Genomic DNA, 18976 nt, shown 5'->3' on the forward strand with positions numbered 1-18976 from the left:
TCAAGGCCAGGCCACGTGACGATCGCCGGCCGGCGACACGGACGACCGCGCCCAAAGCGCGCATTCGAAGGCACGGCATGCCTCCGGTCACGGTCGGCGCATGCAGGACATTCGATGGAGACGAACAGATGGCTCGCGACCTCGGCAGGGGAGTGACGGGACAGGATGTCCGCGTCGTTCAGGACCGGTTGAACTATCATTTGCGGCGGGAAACCGCCCTCGTCGTCGATGGCGTTTTCGGCACGGAAACCCACAAGCGCGTCGTCAAGTTCCAGACATTGCACGGCTTGCGCATCGATGGGATCGTCGGCGTCAGGACCCGCGCCGCGCTCTTCGAAGCCGATGTCGTGACGGCCCAGGTGCTCGTCGTGCCGGATCTGACGCTCCCCAGGATCGGTGCGGGTGCCGGAACGCCGCTCGGCATCAAGCCGCCGCAGCTGATACCGCCCTTGACGCTGCCAAGCGTAACGCCCCAGACGCCGCAATTCGTGCTTCAGCCGCCCGTGCTTTTCGGTCCACAATTCGTGCTTGGGGGTGTGGGGGCGATGGGCTTCACACCGGTCAATCAGCCGAGCCTGCTCAATCTCACCTTTACCGCGGTGCCCGTGAAAGATCCGACGGATCCCGTCGTGCAATCGACGAAGAACATCATCCAGCTGATCCAGCAATTGCCGGTCGACAGCAAATTCAAGGCGACGGTGATTTCGCTGGTTCCCAATCCAGTGAAGACGATCAAGGAACCCGGGGCCGGGTTTGACATCGATATCGGCATTCCAAAATACTCGCCGCTCGATCCCAACAAGGCCAGCCAGTCGGGAAGCGCGCAGTACAACCTGCGGATATTCGGAAGCCCGGGCGGCACAACGCCGCTGGTCATGCTTCAGGGCCGGGCGGAAGGCGAAATCGAAATCAATTATACCGGCCAGGCGCGATCCAATTATTTCAAGGCAACCGCGCAGTGTAATTTCTTTCTCGGCTTCGTCGGGGTGTTCTGAGAGCCATCTGTTTGGGAATTTCCCGAGCCCTCATCCCGAGGAGCCTGGCCTGAAATGAACCGAGCGATATCAAGGGCTTCCAATCGCTCATTATCACCCGCGCCGTCATCCTGGACAAGCCGCGCAGCGGCGCGGCTCCGGGATCCATCGGAGGACTCCGGAACTCTACGATGGATCCCGGGACGAAGCTTCGCTTCGCCCAGGACGACGGCGCGTAGGCGATCAAGACAGAGCAATTGAAATCATTGGCTTCATTTGAGGCCAGGCTCCTCACGATGAGGGCTCGAATGTCCAAACGGGCTTTGAGCAGAAGTCGGATCGCGACGCGTGCCCTACCGGCATATGCCCGTTTCTGCAGAACCAACGCGGACGCATCGTGCCGCCGCGCTGGAGCTAGCGGAAAACCGCTGCGGCGAGCATGGGCTTGAATCGTGCAGAATCTCGGCTTCTTTCGGGAGCTTGGCAGCTTCGCGTCCGCCTATCTGATCATCATGGCCGTCCCGGGGCCCAACTTCGCGATGGTCGTCCAGTCGAGCGTGCACGGCTCCTTGCGTGGAGCCCTGTCGACGGCAGCCGGCCTTGCAACGGGAGCGAGCTTGCTCGCGGGGCTGGCATTTGCCGGCCTTCTATCGGTCGGGCGTAACGATGCCTGGCAGGGCCTGGCTCACGCGGCTTTCGCCCTGACGCTGGTCATGATCGGCATCAGGGCGCTACGACGTTCAATGCGCGGATCCGCCACCCCGCTATCCCCAAAGGAAAATCTGTCCTCGGAGGCAAATCTACCCTCGAAGGCAAGTCCGCCCTCGAAATCAAGCCACACGTCGAGGAATTTCTTGACAGCGTTCGTGACGGCCGTAGCCAATCCTTTGACAGCGGTTTTCTTCGCAACATCAATGCTTGAGCTCGGTTTGACCGACCTTCAGACAAGGCCGGCGCTCATGGCGATGTCGGTCTTCGTCATTGCGCTCAGCTGGTTTGGTTTTGTCAGCCTGATGTTTTGTTTTGCTCCGGTCCAGAAGGCATTTCGCCTGTTGCAACGTCCGCTGGATGCGGGCTTGGGCGCCTACCTGATCTTTGTCGGCATCTCGCATGTCGCGGCGCCGCTGATCGGCTGACGTCGGGGTCCTGGTTTGGCACTTTCGGCTCCGGTCTTTCTCGGCCGGCGCGCAGCCAAGCGACCCGCGGGCGCCAAGGGCGATTGAAGATCAGGTCGATTTTTCGCCGGCCTTCATTCCGCATCAAAATGCTCGCCTCCCGGCGTTGATGCCCCGGGAAAGATCGAGCCGAAGCCATCGTCTTGATGTCTCGATGTCCGGCCTTGAGCGCGAGACTTGGGCGCGAGACTTGGGCGCGAGAGCTGGGCGCGAGACTTGGGCGGCGCTAGCGATCGAACCATTCCCTCCCCGCGCTTCGACGACTCCTGCCCCATGGCGAACATCGGCGCGTCGCTGCGCCTGGTGACCTCGCAGCCGTCAGCCAATGCCCAAATCTCGGGCTTGCATTGGATTTCTTTTGGATATTAGTTGGGCTTGGTTTTTAGAGTCCAAAAGGCTTTCTGACGGATCGGAGGAGCGATTTTGGCGTTCAGGTCTGAGCTGTTTTCATCGCTTGTCGGAAGCCTATACGAAGCGGCTCGCGACCCCGGGCAGTGGCCGGCTGCGATAGACGGCATACGCGTCGCCTTCGGCGGCTCTGAAGCATCTTTCGATATTCTCGGCGAGGAGATGGCGCTCCGGCCTTATATCGCCACCGCGAGACATCTGCCCGAGGACGAGCTGCGCGAGATTTTGATCGAAACGGGAGATTGTGAAGCGGAGGTTGCCGCGATCGACCGAGCCTTGTCGAGCCAGATGGGCGGCCCGTCATTCTCAAGAGGCGGCAGGCTTCTTCTCTGCCGTTTCCGGATCACGCGGCCGGCGGGGTTTCTGCAGAATGACGACATCGCCGAAACGTCAGCTTCGCCCGAAAGCCAAAGTTTTTGCGTCGGGGTCAGGCGAGGCCGGGAGCAGCCGCGCTTCAGTGTCGAAGACATGGCGTGGTTCATGCGTATCGCCTCGCATCTGCAGCGCGCGACCGAGCTGTCCCAAAGCGTCAGCCAAGCACGCATGGCCGCATCGATCATAGGGCGGTTACCTTTCGGCGTGCTCGTTGTCGACGCGCAGAAGCGGGTCATCGCCTCCAACCCTGCCGCCACGGAACTCACCAGGCATTCCTGGTCCGGGATCAAGGTTCGCAGGGGTATCCTGACTGCGCGCAACGGTCTCGATGTCGACAAGCTCCAACACGCCGTTTCAGCCGCCTGCCAACTGCAGGAGAGAGGAAGAGCTCAGGCGGGCCGCGATGCGTTCATCCATTCCCGGTCCCATGCCAGCGATGGCGATGCGCTTGCGATCTCGATTTGCCCCTTGCCGCAGGCCGAGCGGCATGCGGCCGGAGAGGGCAGCTATGCCGTGGTCTTTGCCCAGAAGCTTTCGCTGAGTTTGCCCTTTGGCTTCGTCGAACAGGTGCAAAGCGTATTCGGACTGACGCCGAAGGAAGCGCAGTTGGCTTGCTCCCTGGCGGAAGGCTTCTCGCTTAAGGAAGCTGCACAGCGACAGGACATCCGCTTCAAGACAGCGCGCTCCTATCTCGAGGAGATTTTTCAAAAGACCGGCGTACGCCAGCAAAGCCAACTCGTCGCCGTGCTCAAAACGATCCAACTGATCCTCGGCAACGCCGCGATGGCAGATCATCGGCCATCCGCGCGCTCCGGCTACCAAATTCCCGCAACCGATGCCGCCTAGAGCAGGATGCGAAAAAGTGGGAACCGGTTTTTCGCATTGATCCTGCTCTAACTCCTTGATGAGAGACGGATTCGGATTTCAGATGGGATCACTTTGTGACGCCATCAGACATCATCCGGCCCTAGCTCATCAGGAGCCGTAGCACGACCACCGCGACCACCCCGACGATGACGACGGCGATCAAAGGCAATCGCCGTGCGCAGAGTATCGTGATCAATGCGGCGATCGTTTCGGCCGGCCCGGTCGTGAGAACCGCCGGGGCGATGACGGAGACGAGCACCGCGGCGGGAATCTCATCGAACGCCGCCTTGGCCTTGCCCTTGAATTGAAGCTTGTCTGCAAAGAACAGCCCGCCGATCCGCGTGGCATATGTCACGATGGCCATGCCGATGATGGCAAGAATGGTCGGCACGGAGAGGGTCATGGTGCCTCCTCCGGAGCTGCGACATAAACCGCCGCGATGCCAGCCACCGTCCCGATCAGGACGTGCCATGGCGCGCCGATGGTCACGAAAGCGATCGCCGAGGCGATGGCGCTGGAGGCCACCGCGCTTGCGGTGCTCCGCCCCTTCCAGAAGCCGGCGATGAGGCCGATGAAAAGCGCCGTGAAGGCGAAATCGGCACCGAGGCGCCGAGGATCTCCCAGGAACGCACCTGCAAACGCGCCAAGCGTGGTCCAGAAGACCCAATTTGTGTAGAGGACCCCACCCATCGTCAGAAAATAAGCCGAGCTCAGCGGCTTCGCCCGGACGCGCCGTTCGCTCAAGGCCCAGTTCTCGTCGGACAGGACGTAGAACCCGAGCAATCGCTGCAAGCTTGTGAAAGCGGCGGTTTTCGGCGCGAGCGACGCACTCATCAGCAGGTTGCGCAGATTGACCAGGAGGGTGGACAGCACGATCGCCACGACGGGAACCGGCTGCCCCCAGATCTCGATCGCGGCAAATTGCGCGGCACCGGCACAGACCGTGGCCGACATCAGCGCGACCTCGATGGGTGAAAGCCCCTTTCCCACGCACAGCGCGCCGAACAACAGGCCAATCGGGATGGCAGCGACCGCGGCCGGAAAAATATCGCGCAGGCCATCGCGGATTTCGTCACGTGGGCGAGGTGAAAGCGCCGGGGCAGTCGTCGTCATTCCAGGCCTTTCATCACACCAAGCCTTTCATCACACCAAGCCTTTCATCACATCCAACACCAGCCGGAATTCATGCGGGACATCGGCAGGCACGGGCCTGAGAGAGCAAGGCTGGAACGATCCCCAGGGCAATGTCCGATCCAGTTGGATCGTTCAATCGCTCCAGATCTTTGTTTTAACGCGTTTTCTCCGCGCAAACGCTTCGCGTTTGTCGCGGGGGAACCGGTGTCTGCTTCGCTCGAAAATGCTCTAGATCTTCATCTTCAGCCGATACGCATAGCTGTCGCCGCGGAACAGGCCTTCGACATATTCCAGCATCCGGCCAGTCTGGTCATAGGTCCGGCGCTTGATCAAGAGTGACGGCAGCGGCTCGGTGAAGCCGAATATCGAGCATTCCTCCATATCGGGCGAGGTTGCTTCAATCGTCTGCTCGCAATGATCCGGCGGGACGCCATCTTCGGCAAGATAGGCATAAACTGAACCGGACAGATCGGCATGCTCGAGACCAGGGCAAGCATCCAGGCTGTACCATGCGACCTCGCGCGACAGCGGGATGCCATCTCCCAGGCGCACGCGGATGAGCTTCAGAAACCGCGCCGTCGACGGCAGGCCGAAGATGGACGCGATCAATCGGTCGCTGAGGGCCTGCCGCTCCAATATCTTCGACGAGGGCGTGCGACCGAGCTCCTCCATCTCCTGAGTGAAGCCCTTCAGGCGATTCATGCCCGGTTCAAGCACGGTTTCCGGCTTCTGGACGATGTAGCCGAGACGGCCATGTGCCGCGAGCAGCCGCCGCTTCCGCAGCGCATCGTAACAATGCTGTATTGTCGTCCGGCTAAGGCCTAGCTCAGCCGCCAGATGCCGCTCTGCCGGCATTGTTGCCCCAGGGGCAAGCTGGCCCTGCTCGATCATGGACGCGAGCTGTTCTTCGAGCTGACGATAGAGCGGCATGGCCGTGTCTTCGCGGAGCTTGAGAACATCGATAAAGCTCTTGGGCTCTGGCTTGGACATTTCGGCGTCGCTCAATTCTCTACTTATCCGCTGTGAAGTTGATTAAAAATTGACCTCGCATCGAGACTTATCCCGATTATCATCGTCAAATCAATCTACGGGCGGCTCATGCGAAACGATGCTCACCTCTTTGTCGTCGGCAGCTTCGTCGCAGCAAGCGCCGCCAAGGTCGAGACACTTCCCCAACCCGGCGAATCCCTGACGGCGCAGGCCTTTGCTCTGGAACCTGGCGGCAAGGGGTTCAACCTCGCTGTCGCCTGTCGACGATTGGGTGCCACAGTGGAGGGCATCCTGCCGGTGGGCGACGATATGCTGTCTGGGCTCGCAGCCCCTGCGCTGGAACGCGCCCGGCTCTCCGGGGCGATGCTCCGCCGGCTTCCAGGCGCGACAGGCGCGGGTATCGGTTTCATCGATGCGCGCGGAGAGAATTGCCTGGCCGTCTTTCCCGGCGCGAATGCGCGCCTCGGCGCGGCCGATATACGCGACAAGCGAAGCGCTATCGCAAAGGCGGATATCACTCTGGCTCAGTTCGAGATCAGCGACGAGCCGATCATCGCGGCTTTCGAAATCGCGCGCGAAGCCGGCAAGGCGACCCTTCTCAATCCTTCGCCGTTTCGCAGGCTGGATCACCGGCTTCTCGCGTTGACGACGATCCTGGTCCTCAATGCGCATGAGGCCACGGCCATGGCTTCGGACTTGACGGGAGAGAACGGGCAAACGTTCGATGCTCATGGGCTTGCCGGGATCCAGGCCTTCGCCGAAGCCGTCATGGCCATGGGGCCCGCGATCGTCGTCGTGACGCTCGGCCAGGGAGGCGCCGCTTTTTGCCGTAGCAAGCACCCTCCTCTCCACCAGCCGAGCTTCCCGGTTGCCGCGGTCGATACGTTGGGAGCCGGCGATGCCTTCGCGGCAGGGCTCGCGGTAAGCCTGGCTGAGGGCCAGTCACCGGAAAAAGCCATGGCCTTTGCGAGCGCTTGCGGCGCCATTCTCGCCGGCACCTGGGGTGTCTTCGATGCTTTTCCGGACCGGGCGGCCGTCGAGGCTGTCCTGCTCGCCCATGGCTGACCAGAGTATTTCCGCGTTTCTCCGAAGCGCGGAAATACTCTACCGCTTTGTTTGATCGCATTGTCTTCACGCGAACCGGTATCCGCTTCGCTCGAAAATGCTCCAGGCCGGCGCCAGCCCCGCCGCGCTCCGCCAGGCTATGGCCGGCACGTCGGATGAATCCGATCACAGCCCGTTTGGTCCGTTCGCATCCCTGTGAGCGCAGACCGTAAGGGCCTCAGTGGCGAACATCCGCCAAGGCGTCTTTGGCCCGATCAGACCGAGCCCACTCCTTCCATTCTCTCCAGCCCTGGAAATGTGACGAGCACGGCTTGTCTTGGCATTAGTTTGGATGCTTAATGGACACAGCCAAGGCCGCAATGTGAGATGATCAGGCCTGACTATCTGAACCGCATGACTGAACGCCGGAGGAGAAAGGTGAGCGATATTTCTGGGGCCAAGCCAGGCCGAAAATCCCAGCATGACTGGACGCTGATCGAGCCGGAGGTCTACCGGCTTCTCGACGAGCGTGGCGATTTCGATTCCAGGAAACGGGGCTGGAACACGCGGACCAGGCTGGAAGAAGCTCTGCTCGATTTCTGCCAGACGCAACTCGGATTTGAACCAGGCTCGGCAGCACTGCGTCGAAAGCTGCAGGTCTGGCTGCCAAACTGGCGCATGAAACAGAATTCGCAACAGATCAGCCCAGCTGAATGAGCGAGGGCAATCGCTATCTCAGCCATAGCTGGAGACAAAACCCAAAATACATCATCTGCCTGGCAAAAGAAGAGTCTAATTAAGGCGCATATCGACTTCAACACCGACGCAAACTGTACAATGCGGGCATCTTCTGCGGTTATTTCATAGATTAAATCTGAACATCGACGAGAGGCATCCATGCTCAATGCAAGCCGGCGTCTTTTCATCAGAGCCTTCGCATTCGGGGCCACGGCTGTCGCAGCCAGCCGCGCCATGGCCGCGCCCAGCGATGGGCATGCGGCTGGCTACGATGTCGCGCCGGCCTCGGACTTCCTGCCCACGATTCCGCGCAAACCCGGCGATCCCGTGGTCTTCACCGCCTCCCTCGACAAGGCGCCGATCAAAGCGACGTCCGGCGGATGGGCGCGCGAGATCACGACGCGCGGGCTGCCCATCGCAACCGATATCGCAGGCGCGCATCTCTTCCTCAATGCGGGCGGCGCCCGCGAGATGCATTGGCATGATTCCGCCGAGTGGGCCTATATCGTCGACGGACATTGCCAGGTCACCGTCCTGGATCCGGAGGGCGTGAGCGAGGTCGTCAATCTCGCGCCGGGCGATCTGTGGTATTTCCCGCAAGGTCACAGCCACGCCATCCAGACGCTCGGCGCAAAGCCCTGCCACGCCATCCTCGCTTTCGATGACGGCCTGTATTCCGAGCACGGCACCTTCGGGATCAGCGACTGGATGAGCCGTTACGATGCGGCCTCGCTCTCACAGGCCCTGGGCGTGTCGGCGAACCTGTTCGCGACGACGCCCAGGGCCGAGACCTACATCATGCAGGGCGGGGTGCTGGCTCTCGATGGGCCGCATGCGCGCATGGCCCGGCCGCTCGCGCGCGAGCGCAGCCACCGCTATGCCTTGATGGCGCACAAGCCCAAAGTGGCGACCGCCGGCGGCGAGCTCTACATCGCCTCTGAAAAGGAATTCCCGCTCTCGACGACGCTGACGGGGATGGTGCTGAGGCTCAAGGCCGGAGCGATGCACGAGCCGCATTGGCATCCTGACGCCAATGAGTGGCACTACGTGCTGAAGGGGCGCACCCGGGTCACGCTCTTTGGAACCGACAAGCGTATCGCCACCGCCGAATTGTCTCCAGGCGAATGCGCCTATATCCCGCGCAATTGCGGCCACTCGATCAAGAATATCGGCTCCGAGGATGCCGAGATGGTCGGCGTTCTCGACAGCGGATCCTATCGCGAGAACACCCTGACCGATTGGGTGACCAAGGCGCCGCGGCACCTGCTGGCGAACAATCTCGGCATTCCTGAAACGGCCGTGCCGTCATTCCCGCGCCCGAGAATTATCGTGCCCGCACCGGCGCAAGGGTGAGGCCCGGATCATGACGCCCATCGCGAAGCCAGACGATCCCCTGCGCGGGGATCGACGGGCAGAGACACCGACACGCTCCGCATCGCAGCGCGCGGCACAACAAACGATCGGCAGGCGGGAATAAATCGGCCCCTGCATCGATCCTGCAAACGCTGAACCTTTGTTGAGCAAGGCGGTGCCTGACGGGATCGCTTCGTTGCCAAGACATGTTTGATGGAAACGAGGGATGTGATGGCTGGACCCAACGACGCGACCGGTGAAGTGCGTATCGTTTCCACAAGCGCCGCCGGGGTCGCAGGCGACCGGCAGAGCACGCATCCCGTGTTCTCGCCCGATGGCAAGAGCGTGGCCTTCGTCTCGGCCGCCGATAATCTCGTGCCGGGCGACACGAACGGCGCCACGGATATCTTCATCAAGAACCTGGCGACGGGTGAAATCACCCGCGTCTCGACCAATTCGGCCGGGGCCCAGACCGACCTCGGAGCCGACAGCTACAATCCCGTCTTCTCGCCAGACGGCACCAAGATCGCTTTCATGTCGAAGGCCGGAAACCTCGTCCCGAACGATGCCGACGTCTACGTCGAAATCTTCATGAAGGACCTCGTCACTGGCGCCGTGACGATGGTCTCGAGCGATTCCGCCGGGATCCCGGCGGTTCCGGTGGATTCAATGCCGGTCTTCTCGCCGGACGGGACCAAGGTCACGTTCGTCACGTCGATCGCGCTGACGCCGGACGACAGCGAACACGATCTAGATCTCTATTCCAAGGACCTGGGCACCGGCGCGGTCACGCGGCTCTCGAGCCATAGCGGAGTCTTCTATTCAGGCTCCTATTTCATGTCGCCGGACGGAACCAAGTTTGCGATCCTGTCGTCCTATGCGCTGACACCGGACGATAACGGCGGACGTTTCCAACTCTACCTGCAGGATATCGCGACCGGCGCCATCACGCTCGTCTCCCGGGCGGCGAACAACCCGGACGGGACGCCGGGCGCCGTCGCCGACCAAGGCGCCGGCAATATGGTCTTCTCGGCGGATGGAACCAAGGTTGCCTTCTGGTCGAACTCCGACAACCTCGTGGCGAACGACACGAACAATAGCGCTGATCTTTTCGTCAAGGATCTCGTCACCGGGGCGGTCACGATCGTGAGCGTGGCGGCGGACGGGACCCAGAGCACGCATGGCGGAGGAAACGAACTGCCCGTCTTCTCGCCCGACGGCACCAAGATCCTGTTCTCGTCCATTTCCAACTCCCTGGTGCCGGGCGACACCAACGGCGTCTATGACGTCTTCGAGAAGGACCTCATCACAGGGGAAGTCACGCGGCTCTCGACCGCTGCGGACGGCTCACAGGCCCGTGGCGGTCTACAGGCGGCGTGGTCGCCGGACGGCAGCCGGATCGTGTTCCTCTCGGGCGCCAACGACCTCGTACCGGGTGTCACGCCTGCAGAAGGCGACATCTTCGTCAAGGACCTCGCCGCGGCACCGCCCGTCAACCTGGCGCCGGTCGCGGGCGACGATTCCTACAACGCCGTGGCGGGCACGCTGCTTGCCGTCGCGGGCCCGGGCGTGCTCGCCAACGACCGCGACGCCAATGGCGATGGCCTTTCGTCGGTCCTGGTCTCGGGCCCGCAGCATGGCACGCTCACCCTCGATCCCACGGGCGCCTTCACCTACACCGCCCAGGCCGGCTTCCACGGTCAGGACAGCTTCACCTACAAGGCCTCCGACGGTCAGGCGCAGAGCGGGCTCGCAACGGTCACGCTGACGGTCGACGCCGCCCCGGCGGCTGCGGGCGACCACTACACCACCCGGCAGAACCTGCCGCTCACGGTCGCGGCCACCTCGGGGCTGCTCGCCAATGACAGCGATGCCGACGGGGACCCCCTCACGACCAGCCTCGTTTCCGGCCCGCAGCACGGCACCCTCACCCTCAACCCCGACGGCTCCTTCACCTACACCCCGGCGGCGGGGTACCTGGGCAGCGACAGCTTCACCTATCGCGACAGCGACGGCATCGCGCTGGGCAATGTCGCCACCGTGACGCTCGGGGTCACCGCGAATGCGGGCGACGCCGTCCGCGTCTCGACCGATTCAAGCGGCAACCAGATCGCCTGGGGCGGCAGAAACCCGGCGCTCTCGCATGACGGAACGAAGGTCGCGTTCTGGTCCCGTACCGACTACCCCGAAACCGGCCAGGGCGGCAGTCACCTTTACATCAAGGATTTGACGACGCAGGTCACGACACCGGTCTGGCAGGAAAGCGCATCCGATTTCGGGAGCGCCATCGCGTTCGCACCGGACAACCGGACGATCGGCTTCCAATCCTCGAGCGGATACCAGATCGAGGATATACAAACGGGGGTGGTGACGACGCTGCAGTTCGGCGGGGCCATCGGCGGCGTCACCTTCTCGCCGGATGGCAGCAAGTTCGCCTTCTATTCGAACTCCGCCACGATCATGCCCGGCGACACGAACGGCCAGACCGACGTCTTCATCTATGATCGGCCGACGAATTCCATCAACCGCATCTCGACGACGAAGGATGGCGCGCAGGCCACGGGAGGCGGACAGGCGGACCTCTCGGGCCTGTCGCTCAGCTTCTCCGCCGACGGCAGCAAGGTCGTCTTTTCGTCCGGCCTGAACCTGACCGGCAGCCGTTATAACAGCGCTGCCAACGCCTACATCAAGGATCTGAATACGGGGGACATCACGCAAGTCACCCATGGCGATCACGACCCGGTCTATGATCTGGAAACCCTGACTTATGTCGACGGGTCGCGATATGGCGCTGATCAGCCGGTCTTTGCCACCGTCATGTCCCCTGACGGCAGCAAGATCGCCTTCGTCAGCCAGGCGGGAAATCTCGTGAATGGGCTCACGACGAGTCCCGACCCGATTTTCGGCAATCCGGTCATATTTCCACAGGTCTTCGTCATGGACCTGACCACGGGGATCATCACCGTCGCCTCCTCGACTGCCGACGGGACATCGGCGGTTGATGCAAACAACGGTAGCGGGGCAGTCCGAGGCACGTTCTTTCCGGTCTTCTCGCCGGACAGCCAGAAGATCGCCTTCCGCTCAACGGCCACCAATCTCGTGCCCGGCGACACCAACAATGTTCAGGACGTCTTCATCAAGAACCTGAACACCGGCGCGATCACGCGTGTCTCGACGACCGCGGACGGCGCCCAGACCTACGACAATAACGAGCGCTCCCCATCGGCGATAAGCTTTTCACCCGACGGCTCGAAGATCCTGTTCAGCTCCGAGGCGACCAACTTCGTCGCGGGCGACACCAATGACGCGATCGACGTCTTCCTGAAGACGATCCGCTACCCGCCATCGGCGGTCAACGATGCCTGGGCGCCCTATGCCTACCAGCCCCTTGTCATCGATGCCGCCCGCGGCGTGCTCGCGAACGATATCAGCCCGAGCGGCTCCGCATTGACGGCGACGCTCGTCTCCGGGCCGGCGCACGGAACGCTGGATTTCCACGCCGACGGCTCGTTCAGCTACACCGATGGGCGCGATCCCGCCGACCCGAATTCCTACTATTTCGGCAAGGACAGCTTCACCTACACCATCAGCGACGGAACGAACCAGGGCGGCATCGCCACCGTACAGCTCTATATCGCACCAACAGGCGGCGGCTCCCTGTGGGGGTTCCCGCGGATCGGTGGCTCCACCGGCTTTTACATCCAAGCGCGTTCCTACTCCGATCCGCACCTCGTCACCTTCGACGGGCTCGCCTATGATTTCCAGGCTGTCGGCGAGTTCACCCTTGTGAAGGCCGCCGACTTCGAGGTTCAGGTCCGCCAGCAGGCGGTTGGCCCGAACGCCTCGTCCATCACGGCCGTCGCGGCGAGGATCGACGGCAGCGTGGTTGAGCTGGACGCCGGAGCCGCACAGCCGCTGCGCATCGACGGCGTGGCGCTCGACCTCGCCGACGGCCAGGCGCTGACGGTCGGCCACGGCGTCGTCTCGCGGGCGGCCAATATCTACACCGTCGTGAACGGGGCCGGGAATGGGTTCTCGGCGGGGCTCGGATCGACCTTCCTGAGTCTCCTGCCCTTCCTGTCCCCGGACATGGCGGGCAAGGTCGCGGGCCTCCTCGGCAATGACGATGGCAGCACCGGCAACGACATTGCGCTTGCCGATGGGACAGTCCTGTCGGGGTCCGTCACGCCCGAAGCCCTCTACGGGGCTTATGCGGAGTCCTGGCGCGTCACCGATGCGAATTCGCTGTTCGCCTATGCGGCGGGTCAATCGACCGAGAGCTTCACTGATCGCAGTTTTCCCCACGCCATCATCAAGCTCAGCGATCTCGCGCCCGATGTGGTCGCCGCGGCCAGGCAGACGGCCCGCGATGCCGGCCTCATCGAGGGCACGCTTGAATTCGACAACACTGTCTTCGACGTAGCCCTGACGGGTAACGCCGAATATGCGCTGGCCGCGGCCGGGATGCCGGCGTCGAACACGACGCCGGTCCAGCTTGTCGTCGATACCGCTCCCGCCGCCGGGGCCGACAGCTACACGGCGATCCAAGGCCTGGCGCTGAGCATCGGCGCCGCGGCCGGCCTGCTCGCCAACGACACGGATGCCGACGCCGGCAGCACGCTGAGCGCGATCATCGCCTCCCAACCGCAATTTGGCTCCGTGGTGCTCAATGCCGACGGCTCCTTCACCTACACGCCCCTTGCCGGCTATGCCGGCCCCGACGCCTTCACCTACCAGGTCAGCGACGGCGTCCTGACGAGCGCTCCCGCCACCGTCTCATTGACCGTCGCCCCCTCGACCGGCCACACGATCGGGGACCCGCATCTCCTGACCTTCGACGGTTTCGCCTATGATTTTCAGGCCGTGGGCGAGTTCACCCTGGTGCGCGGGCAGGATTTCGAGATCCAGGTGCGCCAGCAGGCCACCGCCACGGACATCGCCGTCAACACGGCCGTCGCCTTCAGGTTCGGCGCATCCACGGTCGGACTCTATGCCGGAGCCAATACCAGCCTGCTGATCGACGGCATGCCCGTCTTTCTCGCCAATGGCGGCAGCTATGCGGTCGGTGGCGGCTCCGTCTCGCGCCTGGGCGACGCCTATACCGTCACCAATGCGAAAGGCGACGGCATCACCGCCCATATCCGTGGAACCTCAATCGACGTCGAGGTCTTTTTGAGCCCGGACCGCGCCGGCAAGGTCTCCGGCCTCCTCGGCAATGACGATGGCAATGTCGCCAATGACCTTGTCCTTGCCGACGGCACGGCGCTTACCGGCCCGGTCCCGGCGCAAACGCTCAACGGCGCCTATGCCGAGACCTGGCGCGTGGCTGGCGGGAACTCCCTCTTCGCCGACGACAAAGGCCCTGCCGTCTCGGCCATAGGCGGCGATACCGTCTTCGACGCCAGCGGGCGGCCGAAATTCGCGATCACCCCGGATGGCGAGCGGCAAGCCTGGACATGGGCCGAGGACGGATCCTTCGCGCTGCGGACCAGCGGGATCGGCGGGCAGGATTTTGACGCGACCCTTGCCTTCCATGCAGCCGGCGGGCAGCTGGAATCCAAGCTTTGGACGAAGAACAATGCCCTGGTCGCTGAGGAGAACTGGGCGCCTGACGGCGTGACGGCCGGCAGAATTGATCTGTCGGGTCAAAACACGCCATCGGGGCCTTTCGGCGGCGGCTCCACGCTCGATGTCTTTGCCTTCGACCCGGCGAAAACCACCCTCGCCTTCCAGGAGGATGCTTCGAAGACGTTCGGCACCTTGTCGATCACGAGCGGGGCCGACCATGCTGCGCTTATCCTGTTCGGCCAATATGTCTCCGCCTTCTCGGCTGCCCCGGACGGACATGGCGGCAGCTTGATCAGCTACACGCCGCCACCGCAGCAAGCGCTGCTTGCGGGGGCCAACCATGTTTAAGCGGGGCTTCTTCAAGCCCGTCGCGCCGTCCAAGCGGAAAAAAGCCACAAGCAAAACGACTTCGGCCCGGCCTGAAGCCGCCAGCGCCAATGAAAATGCCGATGTTGGCGGGACCGCCTCGCCGCCGCCCGATACCGGCATCCTTGCGCTCGTCTTCATCCTGCGAAGCCTGGGCCTGCCGGCGGATGCGGCGGCGATCAGGCACCAGCAGGGCACGACGACCGCACTCGACGAGACCGATCTGTTGCGGGTCGCCCGGCGTTTCGAGGTCAAGGCCAAGGCAGTCGACACTCAGTTCGCGCGGCTCTCGGTGACGCCGATGCCCGCGCTCGTGCTGCGGCGTGACGGGAGTTGGGTCATCATCGGCCGCGCCACGGAGGATATGGTCCTGGTGCAGGATCCGCTCCGGCCAAAGCCCGATGTTCTCGACCGCGCGAGTTTCGAGGCCGCCTGGAGCGGGCGCGTCATCCTGATCACCCGGCGGGCCGGGGGCACGAATCTGGCGGCGCGATTTGGCGTCGGCTGGTTTGTCGGCGCGATCTCGAAATACCGGCGACCCCTGACGGAAGTGCTGATCGCGTCGTTCTTCCTGCAGATCTTCGGGCTTCTGACGCCGCTCTTCTTTCAGGTCGTCGTCGACAAGGTCCTGGTCCATCGCGGTCTCTCCACGCTGGAAGTGCTGGCGCTCGGCCTCGGCCTGCTTTCGCTGTTCGATGTCGTGCTTGGCGGCATCAGGAGCTGGCTGTTCGCGCATACGGCGAACCGGATCGATGTCGAGCTCGGTGCGCGGCTGTTTCGCCATCTCATGGCGCTTCCCATGGCCTATTTCGGCGCGCGCCGGGTCGGCGACACCGTGGCGCGGGTGCGGGAGCTCGAAACCATCCGGCAATTCCTGACATCCTCCGCCTTGACGCTGGTGCTCGACCTGTTCTTTTCCTGCGTGTTCCTCGGCGTACTGCTGATCTATTCGCCGTCCTTGACCGTGATCGTCGTCGCGTCGCTTCCGCTCTATGTGCTGATCTCGATCATCGCCACGCCGATGCTCCGCCGCGGGATCGAAGACAAATTCACGCGTGGAGCGGAGAACCAGGCCTTCCTGGTCGAAAGCGTCTCCGGCGTCGAGACCGTCAAGGCGATGGCCCTCGAACCTGTCCTCCAGCGGCGCTGGGAGGAGCAGATCACGGCCTATGTCACTGCGTCCTTCAAGGTCACCGGCATCGGCACCTGGGCGCAGCAGAGCGTCCAGGGCGTCAACAAGATTACGACCGTGCTCATCCTGTTTTTCGGGGCGCGCGCAGTGATCGCGGGCGATCTGACCGTCGGCGAACTTGTCGCCTTCAATATGCTGGCCGGGCAGGTTGCCCAGCCGGTGTTGCGGCTGGCGCAGCTCTGGCAGGATTTCCAGCAGGCGCGCGTCTCGATCCAGCGGCTCGGGGATATCCTCAACACCGCGCCCGAGCCCGCGGCTTCAGGGAAAGCGAGCCTGCCTCCCATCCGGGGCGATATCCGCTTCGACCATGTGACATTCCGCTACCGTCCCAATGCGGCGGCTGTGATCAGCGACGTCAGCCTCGCGATTTCCGCCGGAGAGGTCATCGGGCTCGTCGGCACCTCGGGCTCGGGCAAGAGCAGCTTCGTCAAACTGATTCAGCGCCTGTTCGTCCCAGAGACAGGACGCGTGATCGTCGATGGAACGGACCTGACGCTGGCCGACCCGACCTGGCTGCGTCGCCAGCTTGGTGTGGTGCTTCAGGACAATGTCCTGTTCAACCGGTCGGTGCGCGAGAATATCGCCATCGCCGACCCCGCCATGACGATGGACCGCGTGATCGCGGCGGCGCGAACGGCTGGCGCGCATGAGTTCATCCTGCAATTGCCTGATGGCTACGACACGGTCGTGGGTGAGCGGGGTGCGTCGCTGTCGGGCGGTCAGAGGCAGAGGATCGCCATCGCCCGCGCGCTCGCCACGAACCCGCGCATCCTGATCCTCGATGAAGCGACCTCGGCGCTCGATTATGAAAGCGAGGCAGCGATCCAGCGCAACATGGCGACGATCTGCGCAGGCCGAACCGTGTTGATCGTGGCGCATCGCCTCTCGACCATCCGCAACGCCCACCGGATCATCGTCATGGAACAAGGCAGGGTCGTCGAGGATGGGAGGCATGACCAATTGCTGCGGCAAGGCGGACGCTATGCCCGGCTCTGGCGGCTCCAGCTTGACGGCCAGGTTGATGATCTGCGGAGCGATGATCTGCGGGTCAATGATGTGAACGTCGTTGAGGCCGTCGGATCATGAGCGCGGCGGTCATGAGCGACACAGCCACGCGGCTTCGCCCCAGGCCGTCCGAGCTCAACGCCTCCGAGCGCGCCTTCCTGCCTGCCGCGCTGGAAATCGTCGAAACGCCGGCCTCGCCGACGGCGCGACTGACCGCGATGACGATATGCCTGTTCCTCACGATCGTCGCGATCTGGGCCTGGTTCAGCCATGTCGACATCATCGCGATGGTGCCGGGCAAGGTCGTTCCCGCCGGCCGGACCAAACAGGTGCAGGCTTTCGAGGAAGGCATCGTGCGGAAAATCCTGGTCGATGACGGCGATACCGTCTCGATCGGGCAGAAGCTCATCCTGCTGGACCCGACAATGGATATCGCCGATCGGGATCGATCCCGGAATCTGCTGACCACGGCGATGCTTGACCAGGTTCGCTTGACCGCCTTGCTCGAATCTCTCCTCCCCTCAAACCAAGAGACTGCTGATCCGTTTAACGGAATGGACGCTTCGGACGATGTGATAGCCGAGGCGCGCGGCCGCCTTGCCGCCGACCGCGCGGGGCGTGTGGCAAGACTTGTCGAAGCCGATCACCAGATTGCCGAGAAGCGCTCCGAACGCACGGGGCTGGTCGCCGGAATTGCCAAGATTGACGCCACCTTGCCCCTGGTTAGCGCGCGAGCCTCGATCCGCAGAGAGAGCCTCGAGCGCCAGGTCGGCAATCGCATCGAATATCTGAATGCCGCACAGCAGCAAATCGAGCTCGAAAATGACCGCCTGGTCGCGGTCGACAAACTGCATTCGACCGATGCGGGGATCCAGGCCCTTTTGGCCAATCGTGAAAAGATCGCGGCCGAAACAGAGCGTGACTGGCGGTCGGATCTTCAAAAAGCCCGCCATGACCGGGCCGAAGCGTTGGCGCAATTGGCCAAGGCCGAGCGGCGCACGGGGCTGACCACCGTGACCGCCCCTGTCGATGGCATCGTGCAGGATCTCTCAGTCCACACGGAGGGTGGCGTGGTGCAAGCCAGCCAGCAATTGCTGCATGTCGTGCCGACCAGCGGCGGCGTCGTCATCGAAGCCGTCATCGAGAACAAGGATGCCGGTTTCGTGCGGGCCGGGCAGGAGGCAGAGATCAAGGTCGAGGCCTTCCCCTTCACCCGCTACGGCCTTGTTCATGGCCGGGTCGCCGCCGTCGCGCGTGACGCCGCCCCCGATCCCGAAATCGACCAGAAGGCGCGCTTTGGAACATCGCCGCTTGGCGGCGCCCCGAACGAACTCCGCCGGTCGGGAGGTCTTGTCTACGTTGCGCGGATCGAGATGGACGATCCTTCCCTCACCATCGACGGCGTGAAAACGCGTCTCGAACCAGGCATGGCGATCACGGCGGAAATCAAGACCGGCCGCCGTCGCGTTCTCGACTACATCCTGTCCCCGGTTGCCCGGCGCGCCCATGAAGCGCTCACGGAGAGATAGCTCACGCCGGAAACGGGTCCGCTTTCCGGCTGTTGGCCAAGTTCCGCTTCTGGCGCTGAAGCGAAGCGCCGAAAGCGCGAGCGGATAAAGACAGGAGTAGATCCGCGTTTCTCCGCATCGCGGCTCGAAAATGCACTGACATCGCGAATTCCGCAGGGCGCAGGCAAACCTCCAGCCTGCAATAATCGCCGATTCTTCGGAGCAAAATTCGGCCGTTCTGCCGCCCGCCTTGTAGTAGCCTCTCGCGGCTGGGGCTGC

General features: G+C 63.1%; 12 protein-coding genes. 9 read left to right on the forward strand and 3 right to left on the reverse strand.

Annotated elements, in window-relative coordinates; genetic code table 11:
- Positions 1-77 precede the first annotated feature (77 nt).
- The 3 genes from RMR04_RS19685 to RMR04_RS19695 all read left to right on the forward strand — a co-directional run bounded on the left by RMR04_RS19685 (position 78) and on the right by RMR04_RS19695 (position 3778).
- Positions 78-995, forward strand: a complete 918-nt coding sequence (locus tag RMR04_RS19685) for a peptidoglycan-binding domain-containing protein (protein WP_311910031.1) — start codon at positions 78-80, stop codon at positions 993-995.
- A 431-nt stretch (positions 996-1426) separates the two neighbouring features.
- On the forward strand, positions 1427-2110 hold the full coding sequence (locus tag RMR04_RS19690; RefSeq protein ID WP_311910032.1) for a LysE family translocator: 684 nt from the start codon (positions 1427-1429) through the stop codon (positions 2108-2110).
- A gap of 462 nt (positions 2111-2572) precedes the next feature.
- Positions 2573-3778 (forward strand): helix-turn-helix transcriptional regulator, encoded by a 1206-nt coding sequence (locus RMR04_RS19695; RefSeq protein WP_311910033.1) that lies wholly within the window; start codon positions 2573-2575, stop codon positions 3776-3778.
- Between the two features lie 121 nt (positions 3779-3899).
- On the opposite strand, the gene RMR04_RS19700 is transcribed toward RMR04_RS19695, so the two are convergent.
- From RMR04_RS19700 to RMR04_RS19710, 3 genes are all read right to left on the reverse strand, one after another.
- Positions 3900-4202, reverse strand: a complete 303-nt coding sequence (locus RMR04_RS19700) for an AzlD family protein (RefSeq protein WP_311910034.1) — start codon at positions 4200-4202, stop codon at positions 3900-3902.
- Positions 4199-4807 carry an AzlC family ABC transporter permease gene (locus tag RMR04_RS19705; RefSeq protein WP_311910035.1) on the reverse strand — a complete coding sequence of 203 codons (609 nt, stop codon included), beginning with the start codon at positions 4805-4807 and terminating at the stop codon, positions 4199-4201. Before RMR04_RS19705 ends, RMR04_RS19700 begins: the two co-directional genes overlap by 4 nt.
- 354 nt (positions 4808-5161) lie before the next feature.
- Complete coding sequence (locus RMR04_RS19710; protein ID WP_311910036.1) at positions 5162-5938, reverse strand: GntR family transcriptional regulator; 777 nt, start codon at positions 5936-5938, stop codon at positions 5162-5164.
- A 93-nt stretch (positions 5939-6031) separates the two neighbouring features.
- On the opposite strand from RMR04_RS19710, the gene RMR04_RS19715 reads away from it, so the two are divergent.
- The 6 genes from RMR04_RS19715 (at position 6032) to RMR04_RS19740 (ending at position 18718) form a co-directional block, all read left to right on the forward strand.
- Positions 6032-6988: a ribokinase gene (locus tag RMR04_RS19715; protein WP_311910037.1), complete on the forward strand. Its 957-nt coding sequence runs from the start codon at positions 6032-6034 to the stop codon at positions 6986-6988.
- Positions 6989-7405: 417 nt separating this feature from the next.
- Positions 7406-7684, forward strand: a complete 279-nt coding sequence (locus RMR04_RS19720; RefSeq protein ID WP_311910038.1) for a hypothetical protein — start codon at positions 7406-7408, stop codon at positions 7682-7684.
- Positions 7685-7939: 255 nt separating this feature from the next.
- Positions 7940-9058 (forward strand): cupin domain-containing protein, encoded by a 1119-nt coding sequence (locus tag RMR04_RS19725; protein WP_311910040.1) that lies wholly within the window; start codon positions 7940-7942, stop codon positions 9056-9058.
- Positions 9059-9289: 231 nt separating this feature from the next.
- Positions 9290-14974, forward strand: a complete 5685-nt coding sequence (locus RMR04_RS19730; protein WP_311910042.1) for an Ig-like domain-containing protein — start codon at positions 9290-9292, stop codon at positions 14972-14974.
- A complete protein-coding gene (locus tag RMR04_RS19735) occupies positions 14967-17270 on the forward strand; it encodes a type I secretion system permease/ATPase (RefSeq protein ID WP_311910043.1) in 2304 nt (767 codons plus the stop codon). Before RMR04_RS19730 ends, RMR04_RS19735 begins: the two co-directional genes overlap by 8 nt.
- Positions 17267-18718, forward strand: coding sequence for an HlyD family type I secretion periplasmic adaptor subunit (locus RMR04_RS19740; RefSeq protein WP_311910044.1), 1452 nt, complete (start codon positions 17267-17269; stop codon positions 18716-18718). The genes RMR04_RS19735 and RMR04_RS19740 overlap by 4 nt, the downstream gene beginning before the upstream one ends.
- The last annotated feature ends 258 nt before the right edge of the window (positions 18719-18976 follow it).

This window comes from Bosea sp. 685 (assembly GCF_031884435.1).
Taxonomy (GTDB): domain Bacteria; phylum Pseudomonadota; class Alphaproteobacteria; order Rhizobiales; family Beijerinckiaceae; genus Allobosea.

What these genes read in the sequence shown, in the direction of transcription:
- RMR04_RS19700 (WP_311910034.1), bottom strand. Translation starts at nt 4,202, where the DNA reads ATGACCCTCTCCGTGCCGACCATTCTTGCCATCATCGGCATGGCCATC.
- RMR04_RS19715 (WP_311910037.1), top strand. Translation starts at nt 6,032, where the DNA reads ATGCGAAACGATGCTCACCTCTTTGTCGTCGGCAGCTTCGTCGCAGCA.
- RMR04_RS19730 (WP_311910042.1), top strand. Translation starts at nt 9,290, where the DNA reads ATGGCTGGACCCAACGACGCGACCGGTGAAGTGCGTATCGTTTCCACA.
- RMR04_RS19735 (WP_311910043.1), top strand. Translation starts at nt 14,967, where the DNA reads ATGTTTAAGCGGGGCTTCTTCAAGCCCGTCGCGCCGTCCAAGCGGAAA.
- RMR04_RS19685 (WP_311910031.1), top strand. Translation starts at nt 78, where the DNA reads ATGCCTCCGGTCACGGTCGGCGCATGCAGGACATTCGATGGAGACGAA.
- RMR04_RS19725 (WP_311910040.1), top strand. Translation starts at nt 7,940, where the DNA reads ATGGCCGCGCCCAGCGATGGGCATGCGGCTGGCTACGATGTCGCGCCG.
- RMR04_RS19740 (WP_311910044.1), top strand. Translation starts at nt 17,267, where the DNA reads ATGAGCGCGGCGGTCATGAGCGACACAGCCACGCGGCTTCGCCCCAGG.